Origin of the sequence: Algibacter sp. L3A6 (assembly GCF_009796825.1) — a bacterium.
In the GTDB taxonomy this organism is placed as follows: domain Bacteria; phylum Bacteroidota; class Bacteroidia; order Flavobacteriales; family Flavobacteriaceae; genus Algibacter.
In genome coordinates, this window is record NZ_CP047030.1 from 2,832,118 (window position 1) to 2,854,696 (window position 22,579).

Annotated in this window: 23 protein-coding genes; 18 read left to right on the top strand and 5 right to left on the bottom strand. The window is 32.2% G+C overall.

Annotated features, from left to right (window positions below; genetic code table 11):
* The first annotated feature begins 295 nt into the window (after window positions 1-295).
* The 5 genes from GQR98_RS19150 to GQR98_RS11940 all read left to right on the top strand — a co-directional run bounded on the left by GQR98_RS19150 (window position 296) and on the right by GQR98_RS11940 (window position 4,219).
* Window positions 296-493 (top strand): hypothetical protein, encoded by a 198-nt coding sequence (locus GQR98_RS19150; RefSeq protein ID WP_159019690.1) that lies wholly within the window; start codon window positions 296-298, stop codon window positions 491-493.
* Window positions 494-835: 342 nt separating this feature from the next.
* Entirely contained in the window at window positions 836-1,144 is a 309-nt protein-coding gene (locus GQR98_RS11925) for a hypothetical protein (RefSeq protein WP_159019691.1), read from the top strand.
* Between the two features lie 118 nt (window positions 1,145-1,262).
* Complete coding sequence (locus tag GQR98_RS11930; RefSeq protein ID WP_159019692.1) at window positions 1,263-2,063, top strand: MbnP family protein; 801 nt, start codon at window positions 1,263-1,265, stop codon at window positions 2,061-2,063.
* A 127-nt stretch (window positions 2,064-2,190) separates the two neighbouring features.
* Window positions 2,191-3,237: a cytochrome-c peroxidase gene (locus GQR98_RS11935; protein ID WP_159019693.1), complete on the top strand. Its 1,047-nt coding sequence runs from the start codon at window positions 2,191-2,193 to the stop codon at window positions 3,235-3,237.
* Window positions 3,238-3,283: 46 nt separating this feature from the next.
* Window positions 3,284-4,219, top strand: a complete 936-nt coding sequence (locus tag GQR98_RS11940) for a hypothetical protein (protein ID WP_199270198.1) — start codon at window positions 3,284-3,286, stop codon at window positions 4,217-4,219.
* Window positions 4,220-4,333: 114 nt separating this feature from the next.
* On the opposite strand, the gene GQR98_RS11945 is transcribed toward GQR98_RS11940, so the two are convergent.
* On the bottom strand, window positions 4,334-5,272 hold the full coding sequence (locus GQR98_RS11945; protein ID WP_159019694.1) for a LysR substrate-binding domain-containing protein: 939 nt from the start codon (window positions 5,270-5,272) through the stop codon (window positions 4,334-4,336).
* 104 nt (window positions 5,273-5,376) lie between these two features.
* Here GQR98_RS11945 and GQR98_RS11950 point away from each other — a divergent pair, with 104 nt between their 5' ends.
* On the top strand, window positions 5,377-5,856 hold the full coding sequence (locus tag GQR98_RS11950) for a Dps family protein (protein ID WP_159019695.1): 480 nt from the start codon (window positions 5,377-5,379) through the stop codon (window positions 5,854-5,856).
* 73 nt (window positions 5,857-5,929) lie between these two features.
* On the opposite strand, the gene GQR98_RS11955 is transcribed toward GQR98_RS11950, so the two are convergent.
* Together GQR98_RS11955 and GQR98_RS11960 are read right to left on the bottom strand one after the other, a co-directional pair.
* On the bottom strand, window positions 5,930-6,352 hold the full coding sequence (locus tag GQR98_RS11955) for a DUF2141 domain-containing protein (RefSeq protein WP_159019696.1): 423 nt from the start codon (window positions 6,350-6,352) through the stop codon (window positions 5,930-5,932).
* Between the two features lie 115 nt (window positions 6,353-6,467).
* Window positions 6,468-7,319, bottom strand: a complete 852-nt coding sequence (locus GQR98_RS11960) for a UDP-2,3-diacylglucosamine diphosphatase (RefSeq protein ID WP_159019697.1) — start codon at window positions 7,317-7,319, stop codon at window positions 6,468-6,470.
* Window positions 7,320-7,662: 343 nt separating this feature from the next.
* On the opposite strand from GQR98_RS11960, the gene aroC reads away from it, so the two are divergent.
* The 8 genes from aroC (at window position 7,663) to GQR98_RS12000 (ending at window position 16,315) form a co-directional block, all read left to right on the top strand.
* Complete coding sequence (gene aroC, locus GQR98_RS11965; RefSeq protein WP_159019698.1) at window positions 7,663-8,724, top strand: chorismate synthase; 1,062 nt, start codon at window positions 7,663-7,665, stop codon at window positions 8,722-8,724.
* A 408-nt stretch (window positions 8,725-9,132) separates the two neighbouring features.
* Window positions 9,133-10,458, top strand: a complete 1,326-nt coding sequence (locus GQR98_RS11970; protein WP_159019699.1) for a dicarboxylate/amino acid:cation symporter — start codon at window positions 9,133-9,135, stop codon at window positions 10,456-10,458.
* 32 nt (window positions 10,459-10,490) lie between these two features.
* Entirely contained in the window at window positions 10,491-11,180 is a 690-nt protein-coding gene (locus GQR98_RS11975; RefSeq protein ID WP_159019700.1) for a hypothetical protein, read from the top strand.
* 60 nt (window positions 11,181-11,240) lie between these two features.
* Complete coding sequence (locus GQR98_RS11980; RefSeq protein WP_159019701.1) at window positions 11,241-11,822, top strand: DUF1287 domain-containing protein; 582 nt, start codon at window positions 11,241-11,243, stop codon at window positions 11,820-11,822.
* A gap of 44 nt (window positions 11,823-11,866) precedes the next feature.
* Entirely contained in the window at window positions 11,867-12,688 is an 822-nt protein-coding gene (locus tag GQR98_RS11985) for a sulfurtransferase (RefSeq protein WP_159019702.1), read from the top strand.
* Between the two features lie 88 nt (window positions 12,689-12,776).
* On the top strand, window positions 12,777-13,532 hold the full coding sequence (locus tag GQR98_RS11990; protein WP_159019703.1) for a CPBP family intramembrane glutamic endopeptidase: 756 nt from the start codon (window positions 12,777-12,779) through the stop codon (window positions 13,530-13,532).
* An 88-nt stretch (window positions 13,533-13,620) separates the two neighbouring features.
* The gene (locus GQR98_RS11995) at window positions 13,621-14,133 is read left to right on the top strand and encodes a hypothetical protein (protein ID WP_159019704.1); all 513 of its coding nucleotides are present in this window, start codon (window positions 13,621-13,623) and stop codon (window positions 14,131-14,133) included.
* Window positions 14,134-14,353: 220 nt separating this feature from the next.
* Window positions 14,354-16,315 (top strand): right-handed parallel beta-helix repeat-containing protein, encoded by a 1,962-nt coding sequence (locus GQR98_RS12000; RefSeq protein ID WP_159019705.1) that lies wholly within the window; start codon window positions 14,354-14,356, stop codon window positions 16,313-16,315.
* A gap of 822 nt (window positions 16,316-17,137) precedes the next feature.
* On the opposite strand, the gene GQR98_RS12005 is transcribed toward GQR98_RS12000, so the two are convergent.
* Window positions 17,138-17,749: a trimeric intracellular cation channel family protein gene (locus GQR98_RS12005; RefSeq protein ID WP_042495557.1), complete on the bottom strand. Its 612-nt coding sequence runs from the start codon at window positions 17,747-17,749 to the stop codon at window positions 17,138-17,140.
* A 204-nt stretch (window positions 17,750-17,953) separates the two neighbouring features.
* Complete coding sequence (locus GQR98_RS12010) at window positions 17,954-18,700, bottom strand: RDD family protein (protein WP_159019706.1); 747 nt, start codon at window positions 18,698-18,700, stop codon at window positions 17,954-17,956.
* 23 nt (window positions 18,701-18,723) lie between these two features.
* On the opposite strand from GQR98_RS12010, the gene GQR98_RS12015 reads away from it, so the two are divergent.
* From GQR98_RS12015 to GQR98_RS12030, 4 genes are read left to right on the top strand one after another with little or no spacing between them, the layout of a single operon-like run.
* Complete coding sequence (locus GQR98_RS12015; RefSeq protein WP_159019707.1) at window positions 18,724-19,701, top strand: stage II sporulation protein M; 978 nt, start codon at window positions 18,724-18,726, stop codon at window positions 19,699-19,701.
* On the top strand, window positions 19,688-20,626 hold the full coding sequence (locus GQR98_RS12020) for a hypothetical protein (protein WP_159019708.1): 939 nt from the start codon (window positions 19,688-19,690) through the stop codon (window positions 20,624-20,626). The genes GQR98_RS12015 and GQR98_RS12020 overlap by 14 nt, the downstream gene beginning before the upstream one ends.
* Window positions 20,619-21,386, top strand: coding sequence for a DUF4129 domain-containing protein (locus GQR98_RS12025; protein ID WP_159019709.1), 768 nt, complete (start codon window positions 20,619-20,621; stop codon window positions 21,384-21,386). The genes GQR98_RS12020 and GQR98_RS12025 overlap by 8 nt, the downstream gene beginning before the upstream one ends.
* Window positions 21,383-22,579: a DUF4350 domain-containing protein gene (locus GQR98_RS12030; protein WP_159019710.1), complete on the top strand. Its 1,197-nt coding sequence runs from the start codon at window positions 21,383-21,385 to the stop codon at window positions 22,577-22,579. Before GQR98_RS12025 ends, GQR98_RS12030 begins: the two co-directional genes overlap by 4 nt.

Sequence of the window (22,579 nt, forward strand, 5' to 3'; positions counted from 1 at the left end):
TTTAGTCCACATCATCTAAAAAGAGCCTCAGTTAATCGAGGCTCTTTTTTTATGCCCCAAACTGGGAGTTCACAGAGTTTGTTAAGCTTTTTGCATATTTCTAAAAAATAACGCTCATAAATTCTCATACTCTTAATTAGAGCGTTAAATAATTATAAACAAATAGTTTTATATGTGTTAATGTTATCTAAAATTATATTTATTGATATTTTTTTTACTAAATTTATAATCTAATAATCCCAAGCTTATAGAATAAATCTACTTTTTATTACAAACCTAAACCCAACCCAATATTATGGCAAGAGCAATGCTTGAGTACACTAAAACAGTGCTTAATAAAGTTAGTTTCGACACATCGTTGTTTTGCAAAGAGGTAAAAAAGGCCTTAAACCGACTATTACCTTACGAGATAGAAGAACTTAGGATCTTCATACAATCGCTCGTTCAGCAAAACCCACAATTAAATCAATGTATGGTATTACTAGACCATTAAGTTATAAAGCGGCCAAATGGTCGCTTTTTTTTTGGAATAAAAATTAGGGCGTTTCCCATACTGTGCTTTAAGGGCACAGTAAGCGGCAGGCTTTCACTACTCGCTCCCTTCCGTTGGTCGGGGAGCTCAAACAGGCCGTTCAATCCTTAACGCAGGGCAATCGGTAAACTCAGTTATTAAAATTAGAAAACCGTTAAAGTTTTAAATTAACGCAAGTTTTTCTGATAAAAATAATCTAAACTTTTTTACATTTGCCAAACTAGAAAATTACGGTTGAAAAAGATTTTTGTATTCATATTGCTCATCACCTTTGTAATAAAGCCGCTCTATAATTTGAGTTATTTGGCTTATTACGAAATAAATGTGGATTATATTACCGAAGTTTTTTGTATCAACAAAGAAAAAGTAGAACTCGCCTGTAACGGTAAATGTCATTTAGCAAAACAATTACAAACGGACACCAATCCTCAAGACGATAGTAAAACAGTAGTACTATTAACCGAGTATTTATTTGCTTTATACTTCCAAGAAAACGAAAATTTCAATTTTAAGGAAACTCAAATTCCTTTAAATAAAATGGTAAATACAATCTGCAATAGCAGTTATGCTTATTTATACGAGCATAACCATTTTCGCCCACCAATGGTGTAATTTGATTTCTTAAAAAGGCCAACCAGCCTTAAACATACTTATTAAAATCAATTTTACAATAATTTAGCAGCCGTCCTAATAATGACGATTAGGCTGTTATACACTTATACCATTACTAATGAAAATTTTAAAATATACATTCGCACTTTTACTATGTGTAACTATCGCTTCATGTTCATCAGACGACGATGATAATACAGAAGATTTAACAGGTCAAACAGGAGATTTAATCCTTAAATTCGATAACGGTGTCGGTGATCAAGATTTTATTTTTGGAACAACTTATACTAAAGATAACGGTGAAACTTACCAATTAGAAACATTAAAATATTTAATATCTAATGTAAGCTTAACAGATAGCGATGGTAATGTTTATACATATCCAGCAGAAGATAACATCTTTATTGTAAGCGAAGCAAACGGAAACAATGCAGGCGAAATCTATATTACTTTAGAAGATGTAGATGCGGCAAATTATACTCAAGTAACTTTTGGAATAGGTATCGATCAAGAGCGTTATGCTTCTGGAGCAGATGGTCAAGGAGATTTCCTTACTACAGCACAAGATGAAGGCATGATGTGGTCTTGGGCAACTGGATATAGATTTATGAGATTCGATGGAACTTATACTTCTGAAACAGAAACTGATGCAGCATTAAACATCCACATGGGAAGCGTTGGTACGGCTATAGATAACTACAAAGAAACAACCTTAACTTTTCCAAACGAAGTATTAGTAAGAGACGGCAATGAGCCATCTGTACATATTAAAGCAGATATTGCTCAGGTTTTTGATGGTGCAACTTCTGTAAGTTTCGATGATGGTTACGCGCAAGTGCATACCGATGAAACTACAACAGGTGTTATTGCAACAAACATGAGTGGTATATTTTCTGTACACCACGTGCACAACGACTAATTTTTTTTAGATAATAATTTTCTCGGTACAATCTACCGAGGAAACTTATTTGTTTTACCAAACAAAGGAGTGTCTTTATTAATACCAAAGAAGTAGCATTTACTTCGCTGGTTTAACACTTATTAAAATGAAAAAAATAGGTCTTATTACATGGGCAGCTGTCAGTGTCATGTCTTGTTCCAAATCATCAGATACAGAAGTTTATATTCCGGTTTACTTAAATGTAGATCAACCGGCTAATTTCCCAGAAATGGTTTATAATCTCGATAATAACCCGGTAACGGAAGCAGGTTTCGAGCTAGGGAAAAGTTTGTTTTACGATGGTAAATTATCGGCTAACGATGCCATTCCGTGTGCCTTTTGCCATGAGCAAGCCTTTGCTTTTACACATCACGAACATACGGTAAGCCATGGTGTAAATGGAGGTATTGGAACGCGTAATGCGCAACCCATTCAAAATTTAGCGTATCAATCGGAGTTTATGTGGGATGGAGCCGCAACACATCTAGATTTTCAACCTATAATTCCATTAACTAGTGAGGTTGAAATGGGAGAAACCTTAAGCAATGTATTAAGTAAACTTAGTGCAGATGCTTATTATCAAAAACAATTCCCAAAAGCTTTTGAAGATGGTGAGATAAATAGCGAAAACATGCTAAAAGCACTTTCGCAATTTATGCTCATGATGGTATCATCAAACTCAAAATATGATAAATATGTAAGAAGTGAAGACGGTGTGGTGCTAACCGAAATTGAATTAGATGGTTTAAATACTTTTCAAAATAAATGTGCAACCTGTCATGCTACCGATTTATTTACGGACCATAGTTACCGCAACAATGGCTTGTCAATAAATCCGAAGCTTGATGATAAAGGACGTTATGTTATTTTTGAAGATCCAACCGATTTATACAAATTCAAGGTGCCGAGTTTACGTAACATAGAGTTATCATTACCATATATGCACGATGGGCGTTTTTCTACTTTAGAAGCCGTTTTAGATTTTTATGATTCTGGCATGACCGATAATGGTAATGTAGATGAGGTATTTACTAGAGAAGATGGAAGTTTGGGTATCGCCCTTTCCGATTACGAAAAAGAGAGCATAATAGCATTTCTTTATACATTAACAGATAACGAATTTTTAACCGATGATCGATTTTCAGAATATTAAAAAAACAAGCGTTCTTGTGGTTGCTTTTATGTTAAACATAGTGGCAATGGAGGCAAACGAGATAGATCCGCCATTTGGTGTTCATGAACATGTTTTTGAACCATTAAGCGTTATGTGCGATTTGTGTGGTTGTTCTACTAGTTCAGGTAGTTTTGGTTTTGGTACATTAAGCAATGCTAATTTTGTTGGCATCCGTTATATCTATCAAAACTTCGAATCTAAAGATGGAATTTTTTCTAACTCTCCGATAACGAAAGAAACCTTTAATACGTATCAATTATGGGCGCAATTACCAATAAATGACGCTTTTTATGTGAGTGTGAATGTGCCTTATCAAGATTTAAATAGAGAATATTCCGAAGGGAATAATGAAAACCTAAACGGTTTGGGAGACAGCAGTGTTATGGGCTGGTATAAATTACAGTTCTATAAAAAAGAAAGCGACTCCCTAACCTTTAATACCGAGCGTATAGCTTCGGGACATTCGTTACAATTTGGTGTTGGCGCAAAACTACCTACTGGTAAGTTTGAAGAAGCTTTAGCAGATAATGTTAATCCTGGTTTTCAGGTTGGTACCGGTAGCGTAGATGGTGTTTTTGCTGTTGGCTATAGTTATGGAACCAATAAATTTGGAGTGAATACGCTTATGACGTATTATGTGAAAGGCGAAAATAAAAACGATTATCAATTCGGAAATCAGTTTAGTTATTCGGCTAATTTGTTCACAACCTTTCCTAAGGAAACTTATAATATTATGCCATTTATAGGCGTGTCTGGTGATGTTTACGATAAAATTACGCAGTACGGTGAAACCTTAGCAGATACCGATGGAAAGATATTAAGTGGTACTATAGGGTCTGAGTTTGCTATTGAAAAATTTATTTTCGGAGCAAATTATACTACACCATTAAATCAAGATTTATTTGGCGGAAATGTGAAATCTAAAAACCGTTTTTCTATTTACGTCAACTTTGCGCTTTAATAGATTTTATTAAAAAGATAGTTAAACCAAGTGTTTGCTAACAAAAAAAGATTCACAGAGAAATTAAACCTCTGTGAATCTTTTTATTTTATATAAACCTTATCGGAATAGTTTCTATTTCGGTAATGGGCTAATAATTTTTACATTTTGGAAAGCAATCGCTCCACGAACCACACCGGAAATAACATCTTGTAAAGCTTCGATAATCTGCATTTTTAACTCGCTTTTATGGTAAATCAAACTCACTTCACGAGCAGGAGATGGCTCGTTGAAATGGCGTAGATTCTCTTTTTCTTTTTCGTTAATTTCTAGGGTATGTAAATAGGGTAGAAGCGTCATGCCTAAACCTTCATTAGATAGTCTAATTAAAGTTTCAATGCTTCCACTTTCTAGTTGAAACGTTTCATCGGTTTGATTTTTAAACGCTTTACATAAGTTTATCACACCATCTCTAAAACAGTGGCCATCTTCTAGAAGCAGCATATCATCGACATCTAAATCTGATACATCAATTGTTTTGTTTTTATGCAATCTATGGCTTTTGGGAATATAGCTTACAAAAGGCTCAAAATAGAGTACACGCTCTTTTATGTTTTCATCCTCTAAAGGAGTTGCGGCAATGGCAGCATCTAAATGACCATCTTTTATACGAGTCATTATTTCTTCTGTAGTTAATTCTTCAATTTTAAGTTTCACCTTTGGGTGTTTCTTTATGAAATTTTTCAAAAACATAGGTAGTAGAGTAGGCATTACCGTTGGTATAATCCCTAATTTAAATTCACCACCAATAAAACCTTTTTGTTGATCTACAATATCTTGAATTCTGTAAGATTCGTTTACAATATTTCTAGCTTGCGTTACAATTTTTCGCCCAACATCGGTAAGTTCAATAGGTTTTTTACTTCGATCGAAAATTAAAATATCGAGTTGATCTTCTAATTTCTGAATTTGCATACTTAAAGTAGGCTGCGTAACAAAGCACTTTTCGGCAGCTTTAGTGAAGTTCTGGTTTTCGGCAACAGCCAAAACATAAGATAATTGGGTAATTGTCATAAGAATCAATTTTGACTATAAAAATATAAAAACTATCAATAAAACTTATGCTAAAAAGGTTTTTTTATGGCTTAAATTTGTATGAACATAAAAAACACATCGTAATGACTTTAAATACAATAGGTTTAGATACCATAAAAACGCAAGAAATAGCAACAGATTTGAATCATCTTTTAGCTAATTTTCAAATATATTATCAAAATTTAAGAGGTATTCACTGGAATATTAAAGGAAAACGTTTTTTTGATTTACACGTTAAATTCGAAGAATTGTATACCGATGCTAATACCAAGGTAGACGAAATTGCAGAGCGTATTTTAACTTTAGGAGATACACCATTACATACTTTTGAAGATTATGCAGCAAAGGCACAAGTACCTGTTGGTAAAAATATTTCTCAAGATGATTTAGCTGTAAGGTTAATTGTAGATTCTTTAGCTCAATTATTAAAAATTGAACGTGAAATATTAGGAAAAGCTGGCGATGCTAGCGATGAAGGAACAGGTTCTATGATGAGTGATTTTATTACCGAACAAGAAAAAACAGTTTGGATGATGAAAGCTTGGTTGAACGAAACAGTTTAAAAATAAACCTACAGATTAATAGCAAAAAGGCGACCCAATTGGGTCGCCTTTTTTTTGTTTAGTATAGAGATTTTTATAGTATAATGTTCATTTCTACATCTTCATTTGCAACTTCAAATTTAGCATTCGAAAATTGTGGAGGTCCATAACTCATCGGGTTGTTAGATGTGCCATAAGCCTCTTTAGGTCTTCCTGTATCTTCAAAATCCATTTTGTTATTATCGTTGGCATCATGAAGCACTAAAATAGCGTAAGTTCCAGAAGCAATATTTTCGAATTTAACATCAATTTTACCATCATTAATTTCTGCTTTTATAGTTTTTACACCCTCGGCCTTCATAAAAGTATCTGCATTGTGTAGCGTTAAAATAACGTGGCCATTACTAGATGAGAGTTTGTCTATTTTAACGGTAATGTTTTGTGTGTTTTCAATGTTTTGAGATGTTGCAAAAGTGATTGAAAAAAGTAGAACGAAGATAAAAGATAAAGTTTTCATAAGTGTGTTGTTTTATTTGATTAACACTTCAAATATCTAACATAACCAGAATATTCTATAATACAGTTTACCGAACCGTAGAATTTTAATGCTGAACTGTAAAATTATATAAAAATTACTTTTTTGATTTCTTTTCAGCGCGATCTACAATGGTAATAGCAGCAATTAAATCGTTAATTTTCATTTCCTCAAAATCCTCATCAACAATAAAAGGTGCTAATTTGTCTTTACTAAAGTTGTAAATTTTCCAACGTTTAAATTGGTATTCTAGAGCGGTAAAGTTTTCTACCCAATCACCAGAGTTTAAATACATGGTTCTGCCGTGTTTGTTTTCAATATACTCCATTTTGGGTTGGTGTATATGGCCACAAACTACATAATCATAACCTTTTTCAATAGCCAGTTCCGCTATTACTTTTTCGTAGTCGTTTATATATTTTACGGCACCTTTAACACCGTTTTTTACTTTTTTAGAAAGCGAGTAACGTTCCTTTCCGCGTTTATCTAAATACCAATTTACACCGCGATTAATTAGGGTTAGCAAGTCGTATCCATAACCACCAAGTTTTGCCAACCATTTGGCGTTTTGTATGGAGACATCAAAAACATCACCATGAAAAAACCAAGCTTTCAATCCATCTAAATCTAAAACTATTTTGTCCACAATAGAAATGTTTCCAATAGTGGTATCACTAAATTTTCGAAGCATTTCATCATGGTTCCCGGTAATGTAAATCACTTCCACACCGTTAGAAGCCATGGTCATTATTTTCTTAATAACCTTTAGGTGCGACTTCGGAAAATAACGTTTACTAAACTGCCATATATCAATAATATCACCATTTAAAATAAGCTTTTTAGGCTCAATACTATTTAAATACGTGAGTAAATGTTTAGCATGGCAACCATAGGTTCCTAAATGCACATCAGATATTACAGCAATTTCTATTTTACGTTTTATTTTCAAAATTATGGGGTGTTATTCAATGTAAATTTCTAATATTTGGGTCAGAGTTGTATTATTTAATCTTTACCATATAATTAACTAATTATAAGTTAATTGTTAATTCAATGTTACGTTTTAAAGGCTATTTGTAGCAAATAAGACAATAGATCCGCATACATACGAGATATTTTTAACCAAAGATCTTTTCAAATAAATTAGCCGAAATAAACTTAGTTTTCACATTTAAATAAGCAAAAGAGCAAATGCATAATAATTAGCCAAAAATCGTGCTGAGTTAAACATTTTATGCAACTAAATTCGTCAAATTCATGACTATAGTTTATTTTAGCCAAAAAAATAAATCATGGCAGGTAACTCCTTCGGAAAACTATTTACTTTATCAACTTATGGCGAATCTCATGGCCCAGCATTAGGCGGTGTTATAGATGGTTGTCCATCAGGAATTGAGTTAGATTTAGACGAAATTCAAAACGAATTAAACCGAAGAAAACCAGGACAATCTGCTATTGTTACCCAACGTAAAGAGCCAGATACTGTAAAGTTTCATTCTGGTATTTTTGAGGGTGTAACCACCGGAACTTCTATTGGTTTTGTAATAGAAAATACCAACCAAAAATCTCACGATTACAGTCATATAAAAGATAGTTATAGACCAAGCCACGCCGATTATACTTACGATAAAAAATACGGTGTTCGCGATTATCGTGGTGGAGGACGTAGCTCGGCACGCGAAACAGCATGTCGTGTAGTGGCAGGAGCCATTGCTAAACAAATGCTAAAAGGTATTGAAATTACGGCATATGTTTCTGGTGTTGGTACCATGAAGTTAGAGAAGCCATACAACCAATTAGACTTAAGTTTAGTAGAATCTAACATAGTACGTTGCCCAGATCAAGAGATGGCGGTAAAAATGGAAACGTACATCAAGGAAGTTCGCGGAAAAGGTGATACCGTTGGTGGTATTGTTAGCTGTGTTATCAAAAATGTGCCTGTTGGTTTAGGCGAGCCGGTTTTCGATAAATTACACGCCGAACTTGGTAAATCCATGCTATCCATCAACGCTGTAAAAGGTTTTGAATATGGTAGCGGATTTCATGGAAGCACCATGTATGGAAGCGATCATAACGATGCTTTTAATAGTGATGGTACTACAAAAACAAATTATTCCGGCGGAATTCAAGGCGGAATAAGCAACGGTATGGATATTTATTTCAGTGTTGCGTTTAAACCTGTAGCCACCCTAATTCAAAAATACGAAACCATTGATAAAGATGGAAATTATGTAGAAATGCAAGGTAAAGGACGTCACGATCCATGTGTTGTGCCACGCGCCGTACCTATTGTAGAAGCGATGGCTGCACTTGTAATAGCCGATTTTCAATTAATTAATAAGCTTTACAACTAAGATATTTTTTAGAAGCTATTTCCCGCTTTCCGCTATATCTTTTTATGTGCAGAAACATAATCTGTATTTAAAAAGTTATAGTTTAATCTGTGGTTGTTTCCTTGTTTAATAACTTAAATATTAGGCACATAAAAAGGATGCCGCTGCAATCGGGGCTAAACCTATCTGCCAATTTATAGACTTCAAGAAGGTTTTGTTTTACCTAAAAAACACCTAGATTTAATTATTAAAAAATCAATTTAAGCCACTTTTTATTCATTTATTGTGTGCAAATAATCGTATTTGTAATTAAAAATCTAATTTATCTTCAATTTTTTGCAGTAAACTCATAGGTAATCTGCTTTTTTTCATACCAAAAATACTTATATTGTGTCAAATTTTAAAGACTTAAAAAGTATCCTAAAACATATGAAAAAACTTGCAATGCACTGGAAGATTATTATAGGAATGATTCTCGGAATCATTTTTGGTTTTATAATGAATAGTATAGACGGAGGCCGAGGCTTTGTTGGAAATTGGGTTGCTCCTTTTGGAAAAATATTCATTAATCTTCTAAAACTTATTGCAGTACCTTTAATATTGGCGTCTTTGATAAAAGGAATTACCGATTTAAAAGATATCTCTAAAATAAAAAACATGGGTTTACGTACCCTTGGAATATATATGGGGACTACCGTAATTGCTATTGCTATAGGTTTGGCTTTAGTAAATACAGTAAAGCCAGGAGTTGGAATGCCAGAAGAAACTATTGAGAAAATTAAATTACGTTACGCTAATGATACCGGTATAGCCGATAAAATTAGCGAAGCATCGGCGAGAACAAATGCTGGGCCGTTACAAGCTTTGGTAGATATTTTTCCAAGTAATATTTTTCAATCTTTTGTAGAAGCTTCCATGTTGCAAATTATATTTTTTGCACTTTTTTTTGGTATCTGTTTGTTATTAATTGGAGAAGAAAAAGCAAAACCATTAACAGGTTTTTTTAATTCTTTAAATGATGTGGTCATGAAAATGGTCGACTTAATTATGCTTTCTGCACCTTATGCTGTGTTTGCATTAATGGCAAATGTAATTATAGCTTTCGATGATACTGAGATACTCTTAAAATTACTATTATACGCTTTATGTGTATTTATAGGTCTTGTTTTAATGATAGGTGTTTATTTAATTTTGGTTGCTGTGTATACTAAAAAATCGCCAATGTGGTTTTTAAAGCAAATTAGCCCAGCACAATTATTAGCATTTTCAACAAGTAGTAGTGCGGCAACATTACCTGTAACTATGGAACGTGTAGAAGAACATTTGGGAGTAGATGGTGAAGTTGCCGGATTTGTACTACCTGTTGGAGCTACAGTAAATATGGATGGTACCAGTTTATACCAAGGTATTGCAGCGGTATTTATTATGCAAGTAGTTTGGCCAGAAGGTTTAACATTTACCAATCAATTAGTTATTATCGGTACGGCGTTGTTAGCCTCTATTGGTAGTGCAGCTGTACCAAGTGCAGGTATTGTAATGCTTGTAATTGTGCTAGAATCTATTGGGTTTCCTGCCGAATTACTACCAATTGGTTTAGCCTTAATTTTTGCAGTAGATAGACCTTTAGATATGTGTAGAACCGTTGTAAACGTAACAGGTGATGCTACTGTGGCTATGATTGTGGCGAAATCTTTAGGTAAACTTCACGATCCAAAACCTCAAGAATGGGATGATAATTATGCGGATGTAAAATAAAAAAACATAAAAATTTAAATAAAAAGTAATTTATGGAAAAACGAATAATTCTTATAAACGCTTTATTAATGTTTGTATTATTTACAAGTTGTAATAATAAAGCAGAAAAAAAGCCAATGGTAAACACTAAGGAAGTTGTTAAAACGGAATTAAAGTTTACCAACGAACAATTTTACGATAAGGATGGTAAGTTTTTAGAAGAAAAGGCGAAAGATGCTTTAATCGAAATGTTAGAATATCATAATTATCCTGTGTTTGATGGACTTCGCGAAAAAATTTGGCTTACCGATTATAACAAAGGCGATTATGCCCACTTAGGTTTAGCTTCTGTTATGTTTGTTAATAATGAAGACGACCGATATATGTTAATGGATATCTTTTTATTACCGGGTCAAATGTTAGGAGAGCACATGCATTTTGCAGCAGAAAACAATCCAGCTAAAATGGAAGGTTGGCTTATTAGGCACGGTAAAAGTTATGTAGCAGGTGTAGGCGAGAATAACCGCGATCAATTTCCTCAAGTTGTAGTTCCAAAAACACATTGGGACGGTAAGGTAACAGCAAACCATATTGTAGAATTAAATGAAGGTGGTTTCGATTCGTTAGCACTTGTAGAGTCTGCTCATTGGCAAATGGCAGGTCCAGAAGGGGCCGTAATTACAGAAGTAGGTAATATTCATACAAATTCTGGAGTATTAAGGTCCGATCCAGCCATGAATTAATTCAGATAACTTATAGTGTTATTTCAAGCGAAAAAAGGAGTTTAAATAAGCAGGTTTTCTATGAGAAAAGTATTTATTTTAATATTATTATTATTTAACCTCAATTTTTGTTTTTCGCAAACAGAAAGTACTAATTTTCAATTATCAGATTGTGCTCTTGAGTTAACACAACAAAACGTGGTTTACGATCCTAGCTATTTTTCAATAGATTATCCAAATGGCGATGTGCCAAGCGATAAAGGAGTTTGTACAGATGTTGTTATTCGTGCGTATAGAAAAATGGGAATAGACTTGCAGAAAAATGTGCATGAGGATATGAAAGCTAATTTTAGTGCTTATCCTAAAATTTGGGGACTTAAAAGAACTGATAAAAATATTGATCACCGAAGAGTTCCTAATTTAATGACATATTTTAAAAGGCAAGGCGCCGAAAAAGCAATCACCGAGCAGGTTAAAGATTATTTACCTGGAGATGTAGTGTGTTGGAATTTGGGAGGTGCAATAACACATATAGGTATAGTTGTCGATAAAAAATCTACAGACGGAAAACGTAATTTAATTGTTCATAATATTGGTAGCGGACAAGTTTTAGAAGACTGTCTTTTTGATTTTAAAATTATTGGACATTACAGATATATGTAGAAAACAACTTATTTCTTTATATTTGATTAAACCACAAAATCAACATGAGCACTTCTATTAGTTTACCAACACCAATTGTTTCTGTAAAATGGCTTCAAGAGCATTTAAACAATGAAAATCTTATTATTTTAGATGGTACCATAAATAAAGTTTTTAATGCTTCTCAAAAACAAATACCAGGAACAAGACTTTTCGATATTAAAAAGAAATTTAGCGATGTTTCGAATCCGTTTCCTAGTGCTTTTCCTTCGGAAGAACAGTTTCAAAGAGAAGCTCGGAATTTAGGTGTAAATAACAATAGTGCCATTGTAGTTTATGATGATAAGGGAATTTACTCGAGCGCACGTGTTTGGTGGTTATTTAAGGCGTTTGGTTATAATAACGTTGCAGTTTTAAATGGAGGTTTTCCTGAGTGGTTAAATGCTGGTTATGCCACAGAATCTATGACGAATTATGAAGGTGCAATAGGCGGTTTTTTCGCGAACCTTCAACCTAAATTCATGCAATTTTTTGATGATGTAAAAGTAGCTTCAGCAAATAAAACACATACAATTATAGATGCACGTTCTGCCGGACGATTTAACTGTGAAGTACCAGAACCTCGCGAAGGTTTGCGTATGGGGACCATTCCTAATTCTGTTAATTTACCTTTTACCGATTTATTAACGGACGGTGTTTTAAAACCTCAAGTAGAGCTAGAAAAAGCTTTTTATATGTTAGCCGATAAAAATGATGATATTATATTTTCGTGCGGATCTGGTTTAACAGCATGTGTTTTGGCTTTAGCGGCCGATATTTCTGGATATAACAATCTATCGGTTTACGATGGTTCTTGGACAGAGTGGGGGAGTTTAGTAGCTAATTAAAGGTTTAGCGTGATACTTTTTTTATATCTATAAAAAGGATTTAAAAATAATTACACTCTGTATTTGTTTGATAAAAAACTATTAGAAAATGAACAAGAAGCTTAAATTAGGGATCTTAGTTTTTATCGTTGGGTTTATTGGTATTTTATCTACATTAACTATGGATATTGTTTTGCCAGAGGAAATTCAACAAAAGGTATCCGAGCTCTTTACGCCACTACAATTTAAACTGCTTAGTTTAATAAACCCTACAGGCTTACTCCTTATTACAGTTGTTTTAGGAGTACTGCTCTATGATAAAGTTAACCTTAAGTTACCACTATTCGAAAAGCTTACTTATGGCAAAAAGGAGATAGAATTATCAGGGATTTTAAAATATGGAATCATTGGTGGAGTTATTGCAGGAATATTGATAACACTTGTTTCTGTAATGTTTCTACCTATGCTGCCTAGCGATTTTATAGCATTAGGAGATAAATTTAAGCCAACTCTGGTAATGCGGTTTTTTTATGGAGGTTTAACAGAAGAGATTTTAATTAGGTTTGGAGTTATGACACTAATTATTTGGCTAATTTTTAAACTATTTGGTAAGTTAAACTCGGTTGTTTATTGGTTAGGTATTTTGGTTTCAGCAATAATTTTCGGGCTTGGCCATTTGCCTGTTGTTTTTACTTTTGTTGATGCTCCTAATGCAGAATTAATAGTCTACATTATTTTTGGAAATGCAATAGGTGGTATTGTTTTTGGCTGGCTTTACTGGAAAAAAGGATTAGAAGCAGCAATGGTAGCCCATATCTTTGCGCATATAATTATGTTGGCAGGAGAAAATATGTTTAATATATAAATAAAAAATCAAAACTTTTGGAAGTAAAATTGTAATATTTCGTTTCAATAGAACTTTATAATTAGACTCCAATATTAAAAAGCACTCAATGGAAGTCATTAAAAAAATAATGAAGAAAACAAGAACTTTAATTTTTATATGTATTTGCTTATTTAGCTTGCATAGTTTTGGAAAAACGGATAAAAACTTAGTAATAAATACAGAAATAGCAAGTGATTCTTTATTGGTTTTTAAAAGTGAAGTCATTGATCTTATAAAACTTTCTTCAGGTAAGGCTAAAAATCATCGTACGGTTACATCGATTAACTATCACATTATAAATTTTGATACCAATGAAATTATCTTTTTTTTCAAAATAACAGGTGAAGATTGGAAACATGACATCTATCCTGTTAAATCAAAACTAGATAAGCCAAAAATGATAACGTTTGATATTGATTATGAAAAGTCTATAGTTTTAAATGTTTATTTGGAAGTAAATCCTTTTAAAGCAATATCATATCTACATAGTGATGGTAATATGTTTTACTTTAGAGAATTGCAGAAATTAAGTAAAGAGGAATTGGCCGAGCTTGAACTAGGTAATTATAATAAAAATTAATGTTTGTATAAATTTGGGGCAAAAATATCTTGAATTTTATGGCTAATAGCCTCTCAATAGGAACAAAAGATTTGGATGTATTGTATAACTTTAGTTATATATATATGTATGTATTAAATTCAATGTTTTTGGACAGAAAAATGTATTAATCGTATTTTAATACTGTTTTCGTTGAAATATTGCTTATTTATAAAGTTTAACCCCAAATTGCTTTAAACAAATGAAAAATAGAATTATCACTTTCAATAAGAAGGTTACATTATTAATATGTTTTATCTCCTTATTCGCCAGTACAAAGGCATTTACTCAAGAAGAAATTTATGTAGACAATCAATTAAGTGCACCTTGTTTAGGTACATATTCCATTAGTAATAGAGATTGTACAGGTAGTGATGGTGATGCTTATAATACATTAGCAGGTGCTGCTGCAGTTGCCTCTGCTGGGGATACTATTCTTATAAGGGAAGGTGTTTTTACAACTCAATTAAAACCTATAAATTCTGGTACAGCCATAAATAGAATAGTTTATAAAAACTATGGTAACGAAGAAGTTATGATTACTGGAGCTTCACTTTCACCAGCTGTTTATATTTATGAAGTAGATTATATTACAATAGAAGGCTTAAATATTGAAAATGTAAGACGGTGGTTAAATGCCTTGGGATCCAACAATATTATATTAAAAAATAATACATTTAAAGATGCATTAGATTCTGGCGGTAGTTCTAAAACGGGGTTGTTTTTTCAAGACTCAAATTATAATAGAATTACAAATAATATCATAGATAATTCGACTCAAGATAATATTGGTTTAATTCAATCTAATTATAATTTAATTGATAACAATACAATTACTAGAGCCGAACACGTTTTGTGGACAATAAAATGTAGTAACTATAATGTAATTCGTGAAAATTATTTTCATAATGAGCTACAAAAAATAGGGGAAGTTTACGATTGCGATAATGTTGGACATGGTGATTCTCCATACAATAAAATTACTTCGCTTAACGATACAAAGCATAATGTAATAGAGCATAACGTTTTTGCATTTACAACTTCTCCAGTTAATGCATCTCCTTATTCAGGCATTCAATACGCGGGGCAAAATGGTATTATTAGAAATAATGTGTTTTATGATTGTCAAGGACCTCCAATATCGTTAACCTTATACTCCGGTGAGGCTACTTTTAATTATGGAAATAGAGTTTATAACAACGATTTTTATAACAATGAGTTTGGAGCAATAGACATATCGGGATCAACATCTTACACATTCAATGATCAGGAAATAAAAAATAATATTCTTTTTAAGAATAAATTTATTCAGAGAGATTCACGTTGGTCGTGGTATACAGAACTTAATGATAAACCGGTTCAGATTTTTACAGGTAGAACAACAGATGTAATATTAGATAATAATAATATATTTAATTCTGAAATAGACGAATTGTATACTATTGCTTATGGTAGCCGTAATTCTTCGTCTAACCCTGACTCTAAATCGCTAACTTGGTGGGGAACTAATTACCTTGAATTATTTTTGAACAGCCTTCAGGTCAATCCTGGTTTTGTAGATGTATCGACTTATAATTTTAATTTATCAGAAGGAAGCCCTATGATTGATGCAGGTGGTTTTCTTACCGAAACTTCATCATCAGGAAGTGGCAAAACAATGTCAGTGGTAGATACTTCTTATTTTGTTGATGATTTTGGTATCGATGATTTTACTGGAGATACAATACAATTAGAGGGGCAAAATGAAAGGGCTGTTATTACTAGCATAAATTACGATACTAACACGCTCACTTTAGATGTTGCGTTAACTTGGAGTTCTGGTCAAAAATTAAGTAGATCGTATAGCGGAACCGCACCTGATATTGGCGCATTTGAGTACGATAACGGAAGTTCTTTAAGTTTAGAATTAGAATATGATGATTCAAATTTTAAAATGTATCCTAATCCAACAACTTCTATAGTTACAGTAGAATTAAGTACTCTTGGAAGTGATAATATCACCAATTTATCTATCCTTAATGTATTAGGTTCTACTCTTTATAATAGTTCTATAGATCATAAAAAAGTTGTTGAGTTTGATATGAAGGATTTACCCAATGGAGTTTATTTATTAAAAATTAATACAGAAAGTAAAGCGATGATAAAAAGAATTGTAAAAAACTAAACTAATCGATTTGTATGCTTAGTTTTTATTAAATAGAGTAGATAGGTAATTAAACTTTTATAATAAATAGAATAGTAAATGCAATATTTATTATATAAAAAAAGAGTCTCACGAAATTTATTCGTGAGACTCTCTTTTTTATAATTTATTAACGTTAGATACTATATAGTGTTCCGCTTATTACGTTGTAATTGCTAACATGAAATTCATTTCTGTTATTAAAAGCGAAGAAGGGTAATATTCCATCAGTAGCTAAGGCTCTTTTAGGTAATAAATCGTTCTGACTATCAGAAAAAACCAATCTTTTAACTGCTCATAGGTGTAATCTTCAGTATCAAATGCAGGAGTCATTTTGTTTAGTGATTTTGAAAACATATCTTTTAATCCCATCTTATTTTATGATTATTATAGCTATAAAATTAATAAACAAAATATAGTATTTATTTCTCAAGTCATTATGTTGTGTTAATTTTTCTTACTTTAAAATATTTAATAGTGTTTTTTCATCGCTTTTTTTGTGAGGGTGCAGTTTTGATAAATTTGGATAATACTGTTCCCAAAACTAAAGCATGGTTTAAGGAATTAAAAAAACATAAAAGAGTTAAATATATAGAGTTAATAGCAAGGAGGGATTATGCTTCTTTTAATGCTTCAATATATTGGTTTTGTTAGGATAAAATAACGAAAAGAACTATGGTTATTATAGTTTGTAAGTTCTAGCTATTTAGAAAAGATAAGCAGTGAAAACATTATTAATACCGTTTGTAAGAAAGAATTTTATAGGCTTGGTATACTTGAAAAAAGTATCTTTAATCGAAAAACTTAATGTTCAAATTCTTCCTTATAAAGTCTAGGTAAAGAGATTTTAAATTTAACAGCAAGTAAGCGTATTAGAATTACCACAGCACCAGAAATTATAAAAATCCAGTTTTCTTGAATAGGAAATTCTTTTAAAATAAAATAAGTGGCACCACCCATAATGCAAGCTGTAGCATAAATTTCTTTTCGAAAAATTACAGGAATTTCATTACATAATATATCACGAATTACACCTCCAAAGCTAGCTGTTATTGTTCCTAAAGCAATACAAATTAAAGGGTGTAACTCAGCTTCAATACCTTGCTCAACACCTGCCATAGTATATATGCTTATACCAATGGTATCGAATAAAAACAGAGAGGTACGTAGATAATTAATTTTACTTCTAAAAAGTACTGCGGCAATAGTAGAGCCTAAAATAACGTAAGAAATTGTGATGTTTTGCATCCAGCTTACTGGTGTGTGGCCAATAAGTAAATCCCGTAATGTTCCACCACCAACAGCAGTTACAAAGGCAATGATTAAGATGCCAAAAATATCCATCTTTTTTTCTAAGGCAATTAAAACACCCGAAATAGAGAAAGCAACAATACCTAAAATATCGATGTAAAACATATGAGTTTAATTTATAGTTGTTAAATGTTTTATTAGAAAATTCAGTAGATATATGTAATTGCTGAAAAATTTAACGTATTAACAACGCTTATTTTTTTTGCGCGAAATTAGTTCTTTTTAAGGAGTGTTTCGGTTTTCTTTTATAAGATTTTTTTATGGGTAACTGTTCGATAATTATTTAAGATAAAAGCAGAAATATCACACTTACATATTTTGAGTGTAATAGTTGTAGTCTTTCATAATAACATCAATAAACTCCATGTCAGTTTTTTGTTTGACTTCTTTGATTTCAACAACTTCTATAAGCTTTTCGCGCAGTTTTATTAAAGTTGGATAATCTAGTGATGCTTTTGCAGTGGTAAATGTTTCTTTTATAATTCGAGCATCATTATCCGATAATTTTATCACATTCGGGTAAGTCGGCCTATAATTATCTTGCAGATTTTCTAGTATGGTATGGCTAATGTTTACATTGTTTTTTAACGTAATTACCGATGTTCCGGCTGTAATATCACCTAGTCTTTGGTTTTTACTACTGGTAATAATAGAGATTAATGCAACCACACCGCTAAGCATATTTAAATCTATAATACGAAAAAGCCAACGTATCAAAAAATCGGCTAAAGAGGCTTGGTAACCATCTATTTTCACCACTTTAATTTTTAAAATACGTTTACCTAAGGTTTGTCCATCCAAAAGAGTTTCAAAAATTAAGGTGTAAAAAATAACGGGAAAATAGCAGGTGACGTATATAGCGCCTTGAGACCAATTATCCATATCCTGAATTAAAGCAGGAATGTTAAACAGGTTGAAAAGCAGCTGGTAAACAACAATAATGTAGGCTATTTTTATAATCCAATCTATGCCATATGCTAAAATACGTTCTCCAACACTCGCCGCTGTAAAATTTATATTAACATTTTGTGTAGTATTTATTTGTAACTCTACCATGAATTGTTTTAATTTGATTACACATGAGAGAAGTTGCATTTATTAAACAAAACAAAGAGAAATGGCTAGATTTTGAAAAAGCCATTTTTGGAAAAACTTTAAAAAATCCAGACGAGCTGGCTTCTCTTTATATTCATTTGGTAAACGATCTATCTTACGCTCAAACCTATTATCCCAAAAGTAAAACAATTCTTTATTTAAACAACTTAGCAGCCAAAGCTTTTCAAAAAATTTATAAAACTAAGCGAGAAGATAGTAATAGATTTATACAATTTTGGAAAATAGAAGTGCCTTTAATTGTTTATCAAAGCAGGCGGTATGTACTTTATGCATTCGCTATTTTCTTAACATTTGTTGCCATTGGTGTTTTGTCGGCTGCTTTCGATGATTCGTTTGTGCGTCTTATTTTGGGTGATCATTATGTAAACATGACTTTGGAGAATATCGAAAAAGGAGATCCGGTGGCTGTTTACAAAAGCGGTAGTAACTGGGGGAGTTTTATAGGTATTACGCTCAATAACTTATACGTGGGTATCAAGTCTTTTATATTTGGGGTTTTTGGCGGACTCGGAACAGGTTATGTTTTGCTACAAAACGGTATTATGCTTGGCGCTTTTCAATTTATGTTTCAAAAACATGGTGTGCTTTGGGAAAGTGTCCGTGGTATATGGATTCATGGCGCTATGGAAATTTTTGCTATTGTTATCGAAGGTGCGGCAGGTTTACTTTTGGGAGCAAGTATTTTGTTTCCTAAAACTTATTCTAGAGTTACAAGCTTTAAAAGAGGCATGAAAGATGGTGTTAAAATATTAATTAGTACGTTTCCGTTTACTATTGCGGCTGGTTTTTTAGAAGGTTTTGTAACTCGATATTCTAACATTATGCCCAATTGGTTATCGGTTGGTATCATTTTAATAACGCTAGGTATTATTTCATTTTACTATTTAGTTTACCCATTTATGGTAAATAAAAAACTTAAAAAATCATATGGAATTATATAAATCAAGGGGTTTTAGTGAGTTTTTTCAAGATACATTCGCATTTATTAAACAAAACGGAAAACACTTTTTTAGAGAATATTTTATTATAAATGGTATCTTTTTATTGGTTTTAGCAGTTTTGGGTTATTTCTTCACAAAGTTTTATAGCGATTTTGTTTTTGGGAGTATTCTAAACAATAAAAGCACTACGCTTTTAGATGAGTATCTAAATGATAATTTTGTGCTATTTATGGCTATGGTTTTTGTTTTCGTTATTGTTGCTATCATCGCCGGAATAGTATCTTATGCATTTCCCTTTATTTATTTAAAATTATATAACCATAACAGCGGTACAAACTTCGAAACACGAGATATTTTAAAAGCCTATAAAGCAAACCTCGGTAAACTTTTCACATTTATACTTTGCTGTTTTCTTATTGGTATACCTATGCTTATTATTTTTTCTATTGGTGCGCTAATTCTAACCGTTACTATTATTGGTATCATGGCGCTTCCGCTTTTGGCAGGTGCTTTTATGCTTTTTTATGGCATGGCGTTAATGGAATATTTAGAAGGAGAAAAAGGCATTTGGGAGTGCTATCCATACTCATGGAAGTTACTGAAATCTAAATTTTGGGCAGCAGTAGGTAGCGTTGGTTTGTTCTACTTAATCGTTTACATTATACAGAATATAATTTCAATTATCCCTTACTTTTTTGGCATGGCAAGCATGTTTACTACGGTGCAAGATGGACCTTCTAACGAAGATCTAGGTGCTACCATGACGGTGGTTATGCTGGCTATATTCTTCTTAACATTTTTTGTTAGTGCGGTTTTAGGTAACGTTGTACAGCTTAATCAAGGTATTGTATTTTACAGTTTAAAAGAAGATAAAGAGAATATAAATACTAAAAGTGTTATCGATCAAATAGGTTCGGGTGAATAGAAAACAAACTTTACATATCGCTTTTTTAGTTTTCGGATTATTTTTTTATTCTGAAGCTATTTCGGCTAAAAGCATCACAACTTTAGAGGTGGTTTTGGTTGAGCAGGATAGTTTACAAATAGATACGACTTGGGGTGAAAAACGACATTTCGAAAATTTAAAAGAAATCTATACTGGTGAAGAATTTGTTTACGATAGAACCGTTGAGAGTTCTGGTTGGTGGACACGATTTAAGCAATGGTTAAACGAACTTTTTATAGAATTCTTTCAAGTTCAAGATAAAGGGCAATCTTTTGCATTTGCAGATATAGCTCTTAGAATAGGAGCCGTTCTTGTTATTCTATTAGTCATCTTCTTTATTTTTAAAGCTGTAATGAATAGCGAAGGCAAATGGGTTTTTGGCAAAGGATCGGATAAAAGTATTATTCCTGTTAGTGATATAGAAGCTAATATTCATGCTGTAGATTTTAAAACACTTATCGCTTCCGCGGAAGCAGAACACAATTATAGATTGGCTATTCGGTATTATTATTTATGGCTTTTAAAAGGATTAACTACGGCCGAAATTATTGAATACGACGTTGAAAAAACAAATAGTGATTATCAAAACGAAATTGTTTCGCAGGATTTAAAAAAGGGTTTTTCATACACATCTTATTTGTACAACTACATATGGTATGGCGAATTTGATGTTAACGAGCATGAGTTTAATAAAGCGAAAGAAGCTTTTATTCAATTTCTAAAATCGATAAAAGCATGAACAAAACAATAAAAATATATATCGTTTTGCTCGTCTTTTTATTTGCTGGAGCCGCCGCTATAGAGTTTACTAGAGAGGAACCTATAGACTGGAATAGAAGCTTTGACGAGACAGATAAAATTCCATATGGTACTTTTATTTTCTACGAAGAACTTAAAAATCTATTTCCGGAAAGTGATATAAAAACAATTAAAACAACACCCTACGAATATTTTGATGCGCTTTACAATTTTGAAGATAGTCTTTACGATACGAGCGGAACGTATATGGCGGTTAATAATTTTTCTGGTTTAGACGATGTGTCTTCACAAGAACTATTAGACTTTGCAGCGCATGGAAACGATGTGTTTATAGCGTCTCATTTTCCTTCTAAAAACATTCAAGATTCTTTAGGAGTCGATATTAAAAGTGATTATAATTTTAAAGGAAAAGCGCTTTTAAGTTTTGCTAACCCAAACTTTAAAACCGATTCTATAACCGTTGAAAAAGGTTTAGGGAATTATTATTTCACGAAATTAGATTCAGTATCAACAACTGTTTTAGGCTATCAAAAATTCGATTCTATCCAAAATATTAATTTTGTAAAAATAGAATATGGAGCAGGGAATTTCTATTTACATCTGCAACCTGTTGTGTTTACTAATTATCATTTACTTAAAAAGAACAATAAAAAATATGCCGAAGTAGCTTTGTCTTATGTAGAAAACGATACCATTCATTTCGATTCGGTTAATAAAATAGGGCAAGATTTAGGCAGTTCACCGTTAAGATTTATTTTAAAAACACCGGCCTTGCGTTGGGCTTGGTATTTGGCTTTGTTTACAATGGTTTGCTTCATGATTTTTAATGCAAAACGCAGACAACGTATCGTAAAAATTATAAAACCTAATGAGAATACAACCGTGGCATTCACTAAAACCATTGGTAATTTGTATTACGAAACCAAGGAACACGATACTATTATTGATAAAAAAATCACTTATTTTTTAGAGTTCTTAAGACGAGAATACTTTTTAGATACGCAGATTTTAGATGAAAAATTCATTAAAAATTTAAGTCTTAAATCAAATAAAAAAGAAGATACTATAAAACGATTAATTAATTTAATTTTACAATTGAAAGCCAAACGACATCTAGAAGAGGCCGATTTGTTAAGGTTAAACAAAGCTATTGAGGCTTTTTATAATAAATAA

What these genes read in the sequence shown, in the direction of transcription:
- GQR98_RS11980 (WP_159019701.1), top strand. Translation starts at nt 11,241, where the DNA reads ATGAGAAAAGTATTTATTTTAATATTATTATTATTTAACCTCAATTTT.
- aroC (WP_159019698.1), top strand. Translation starts at nt 7,663, where the DNA reads ATGGCAGGTAACTCCTTCGGAAAACTATTTACTTTATCAACTTATGGC.
- GQR98_RS11945 (WP_159019694.1), bottom strand. Translation starts at nt 5,272, where the DNA reads ATGACAATTACCCAATTATCTTATGTTTTGGCTGTTGCCGAAAACCAG.
- GQR98_RS12000 (WP_159019705.1), top strand. Translation starts at nt 14,354, where the DNA reads ATGAAAAATAGAATTATCACTTTCAATAAGAAGGTTACATTATTAATA.
- GQR98_RS12010 (WP_159019706.1), bottom strand. Translation starts at nt 18,700, where the DNA reads ATGGTAGAGTTACAAATAAATACTACACAAAATGTTAATATAAATTTT.
- GQR98_RS11930 (WP_159019692.1), top strand. Translation starts at nt 1,263, where the DNA reads ATGAAAATTTTAAAATATACATTCGCACTTTTACTATGTGTAACTATC.
- GQR98_RS11970 (WP_159019699.1), top strand. Translation starts at nt 9,133, where the DNA reads ATGAAAAAACTTGCAATGCACTGGAAGATTATTATAGGAATGATTCTC.
- GQR98_RS11940 (WP_199270198.1), top strand. Translation starts at nt 3,284, where the DNA reads ATGGAGGCAAACGAGATAGATCCGCCATTTGGTGTTCATGAACATGTT.
- GQR98_RS12020 (WP_159019708.1), top strand. Translation starts at nt 19,688, where the DNA reads ATGGAATTATATAAATCAAGGGGTTTTAGTGAGTTTTTTCAAGATACA.
- GQR98_RS11950 (WP_159019695.1), top strand. Translation starts at nt 5,377, where the DNA reads ATGACTTTAAATACAATAGGTTTAGATACCATAAAAACGCAAGAAATA.
- GQR98_RS12030 (WP_159019710.1), top strand. Translation starts at nt 21,383, where the DNA reads ATGAACAAAACAATAAAAATATATATCGTTTTGCTCGTCTTTTTATTT.
- GQR98_RS11975 (WP_159019700.1), top strand. Translation starts at nt 10,491, where the DNA reads ATGGAAAAACGAATAATTCTTATAAACGCTTTATTAATGTTTGTATTA.
- GQR98_RS11955 (WP_159019696.1), bottom strand. Translation starts at nt 6,352, where the DNA reads ATGAAAACTTTATCTTTTATCTTCGTTCTACTTTTTTCAATCACTTTT.
- GQR98_RS11985 (WP_159019702.1), top strand. Translation starts at nt 11,867, where the DNA reads ATGAGCACTTCTATTAGTTTACCAACACCAATTGTTTCTGTAAAATGG.
- GQR98_RS11935 (WP_159019693.1), top strand. Translation starts at nt 2,191, where the DNA reads ATGAAAAAAATAGGTCTTATTACATGGGCAGCTGTCAGTGTCATGTCT.
- GQR98_RS12005 (WP_042495557.1), bottom strand. Translation starts at nt 17,749, where the DNA reads ATGTTTTACATCGATATTTTAGGTATTGTTGCTTTCTCTATTTCGGGT.
- GQR98_RS19150 (WP_159019690.1), top strand. Translation starts at nt 296, where the DNA reads ATGGCAAGAGCAATGCTTGAGTACACTAAAACAGTGCTTAATAAAGTT.
- GQR98_RS12015 (WP_159019707.1), top strand. Translation starts at nt 18,724, where the DNA reads ATGAGAGAAGTTGCATTTATTAAACAAAACAAAGAGAAATGGCTAGAT.
- GQR98_RS11995 (WP_159019704.1), top strand. Translation starts at nt 13,621, where the DNA reads ATGGAAGTCATTAAAAAAATAATGAAGAAAACAAGAACTTTAATTTTT.
- GQR98_RS11990 (WP_159019703.1), top strand. Translation starts at nt 12,777, where the DNA reads ATGAACAAGAAGCTTAAATTAGGGATCTTAGTTTTTATCGTTGGGTTT.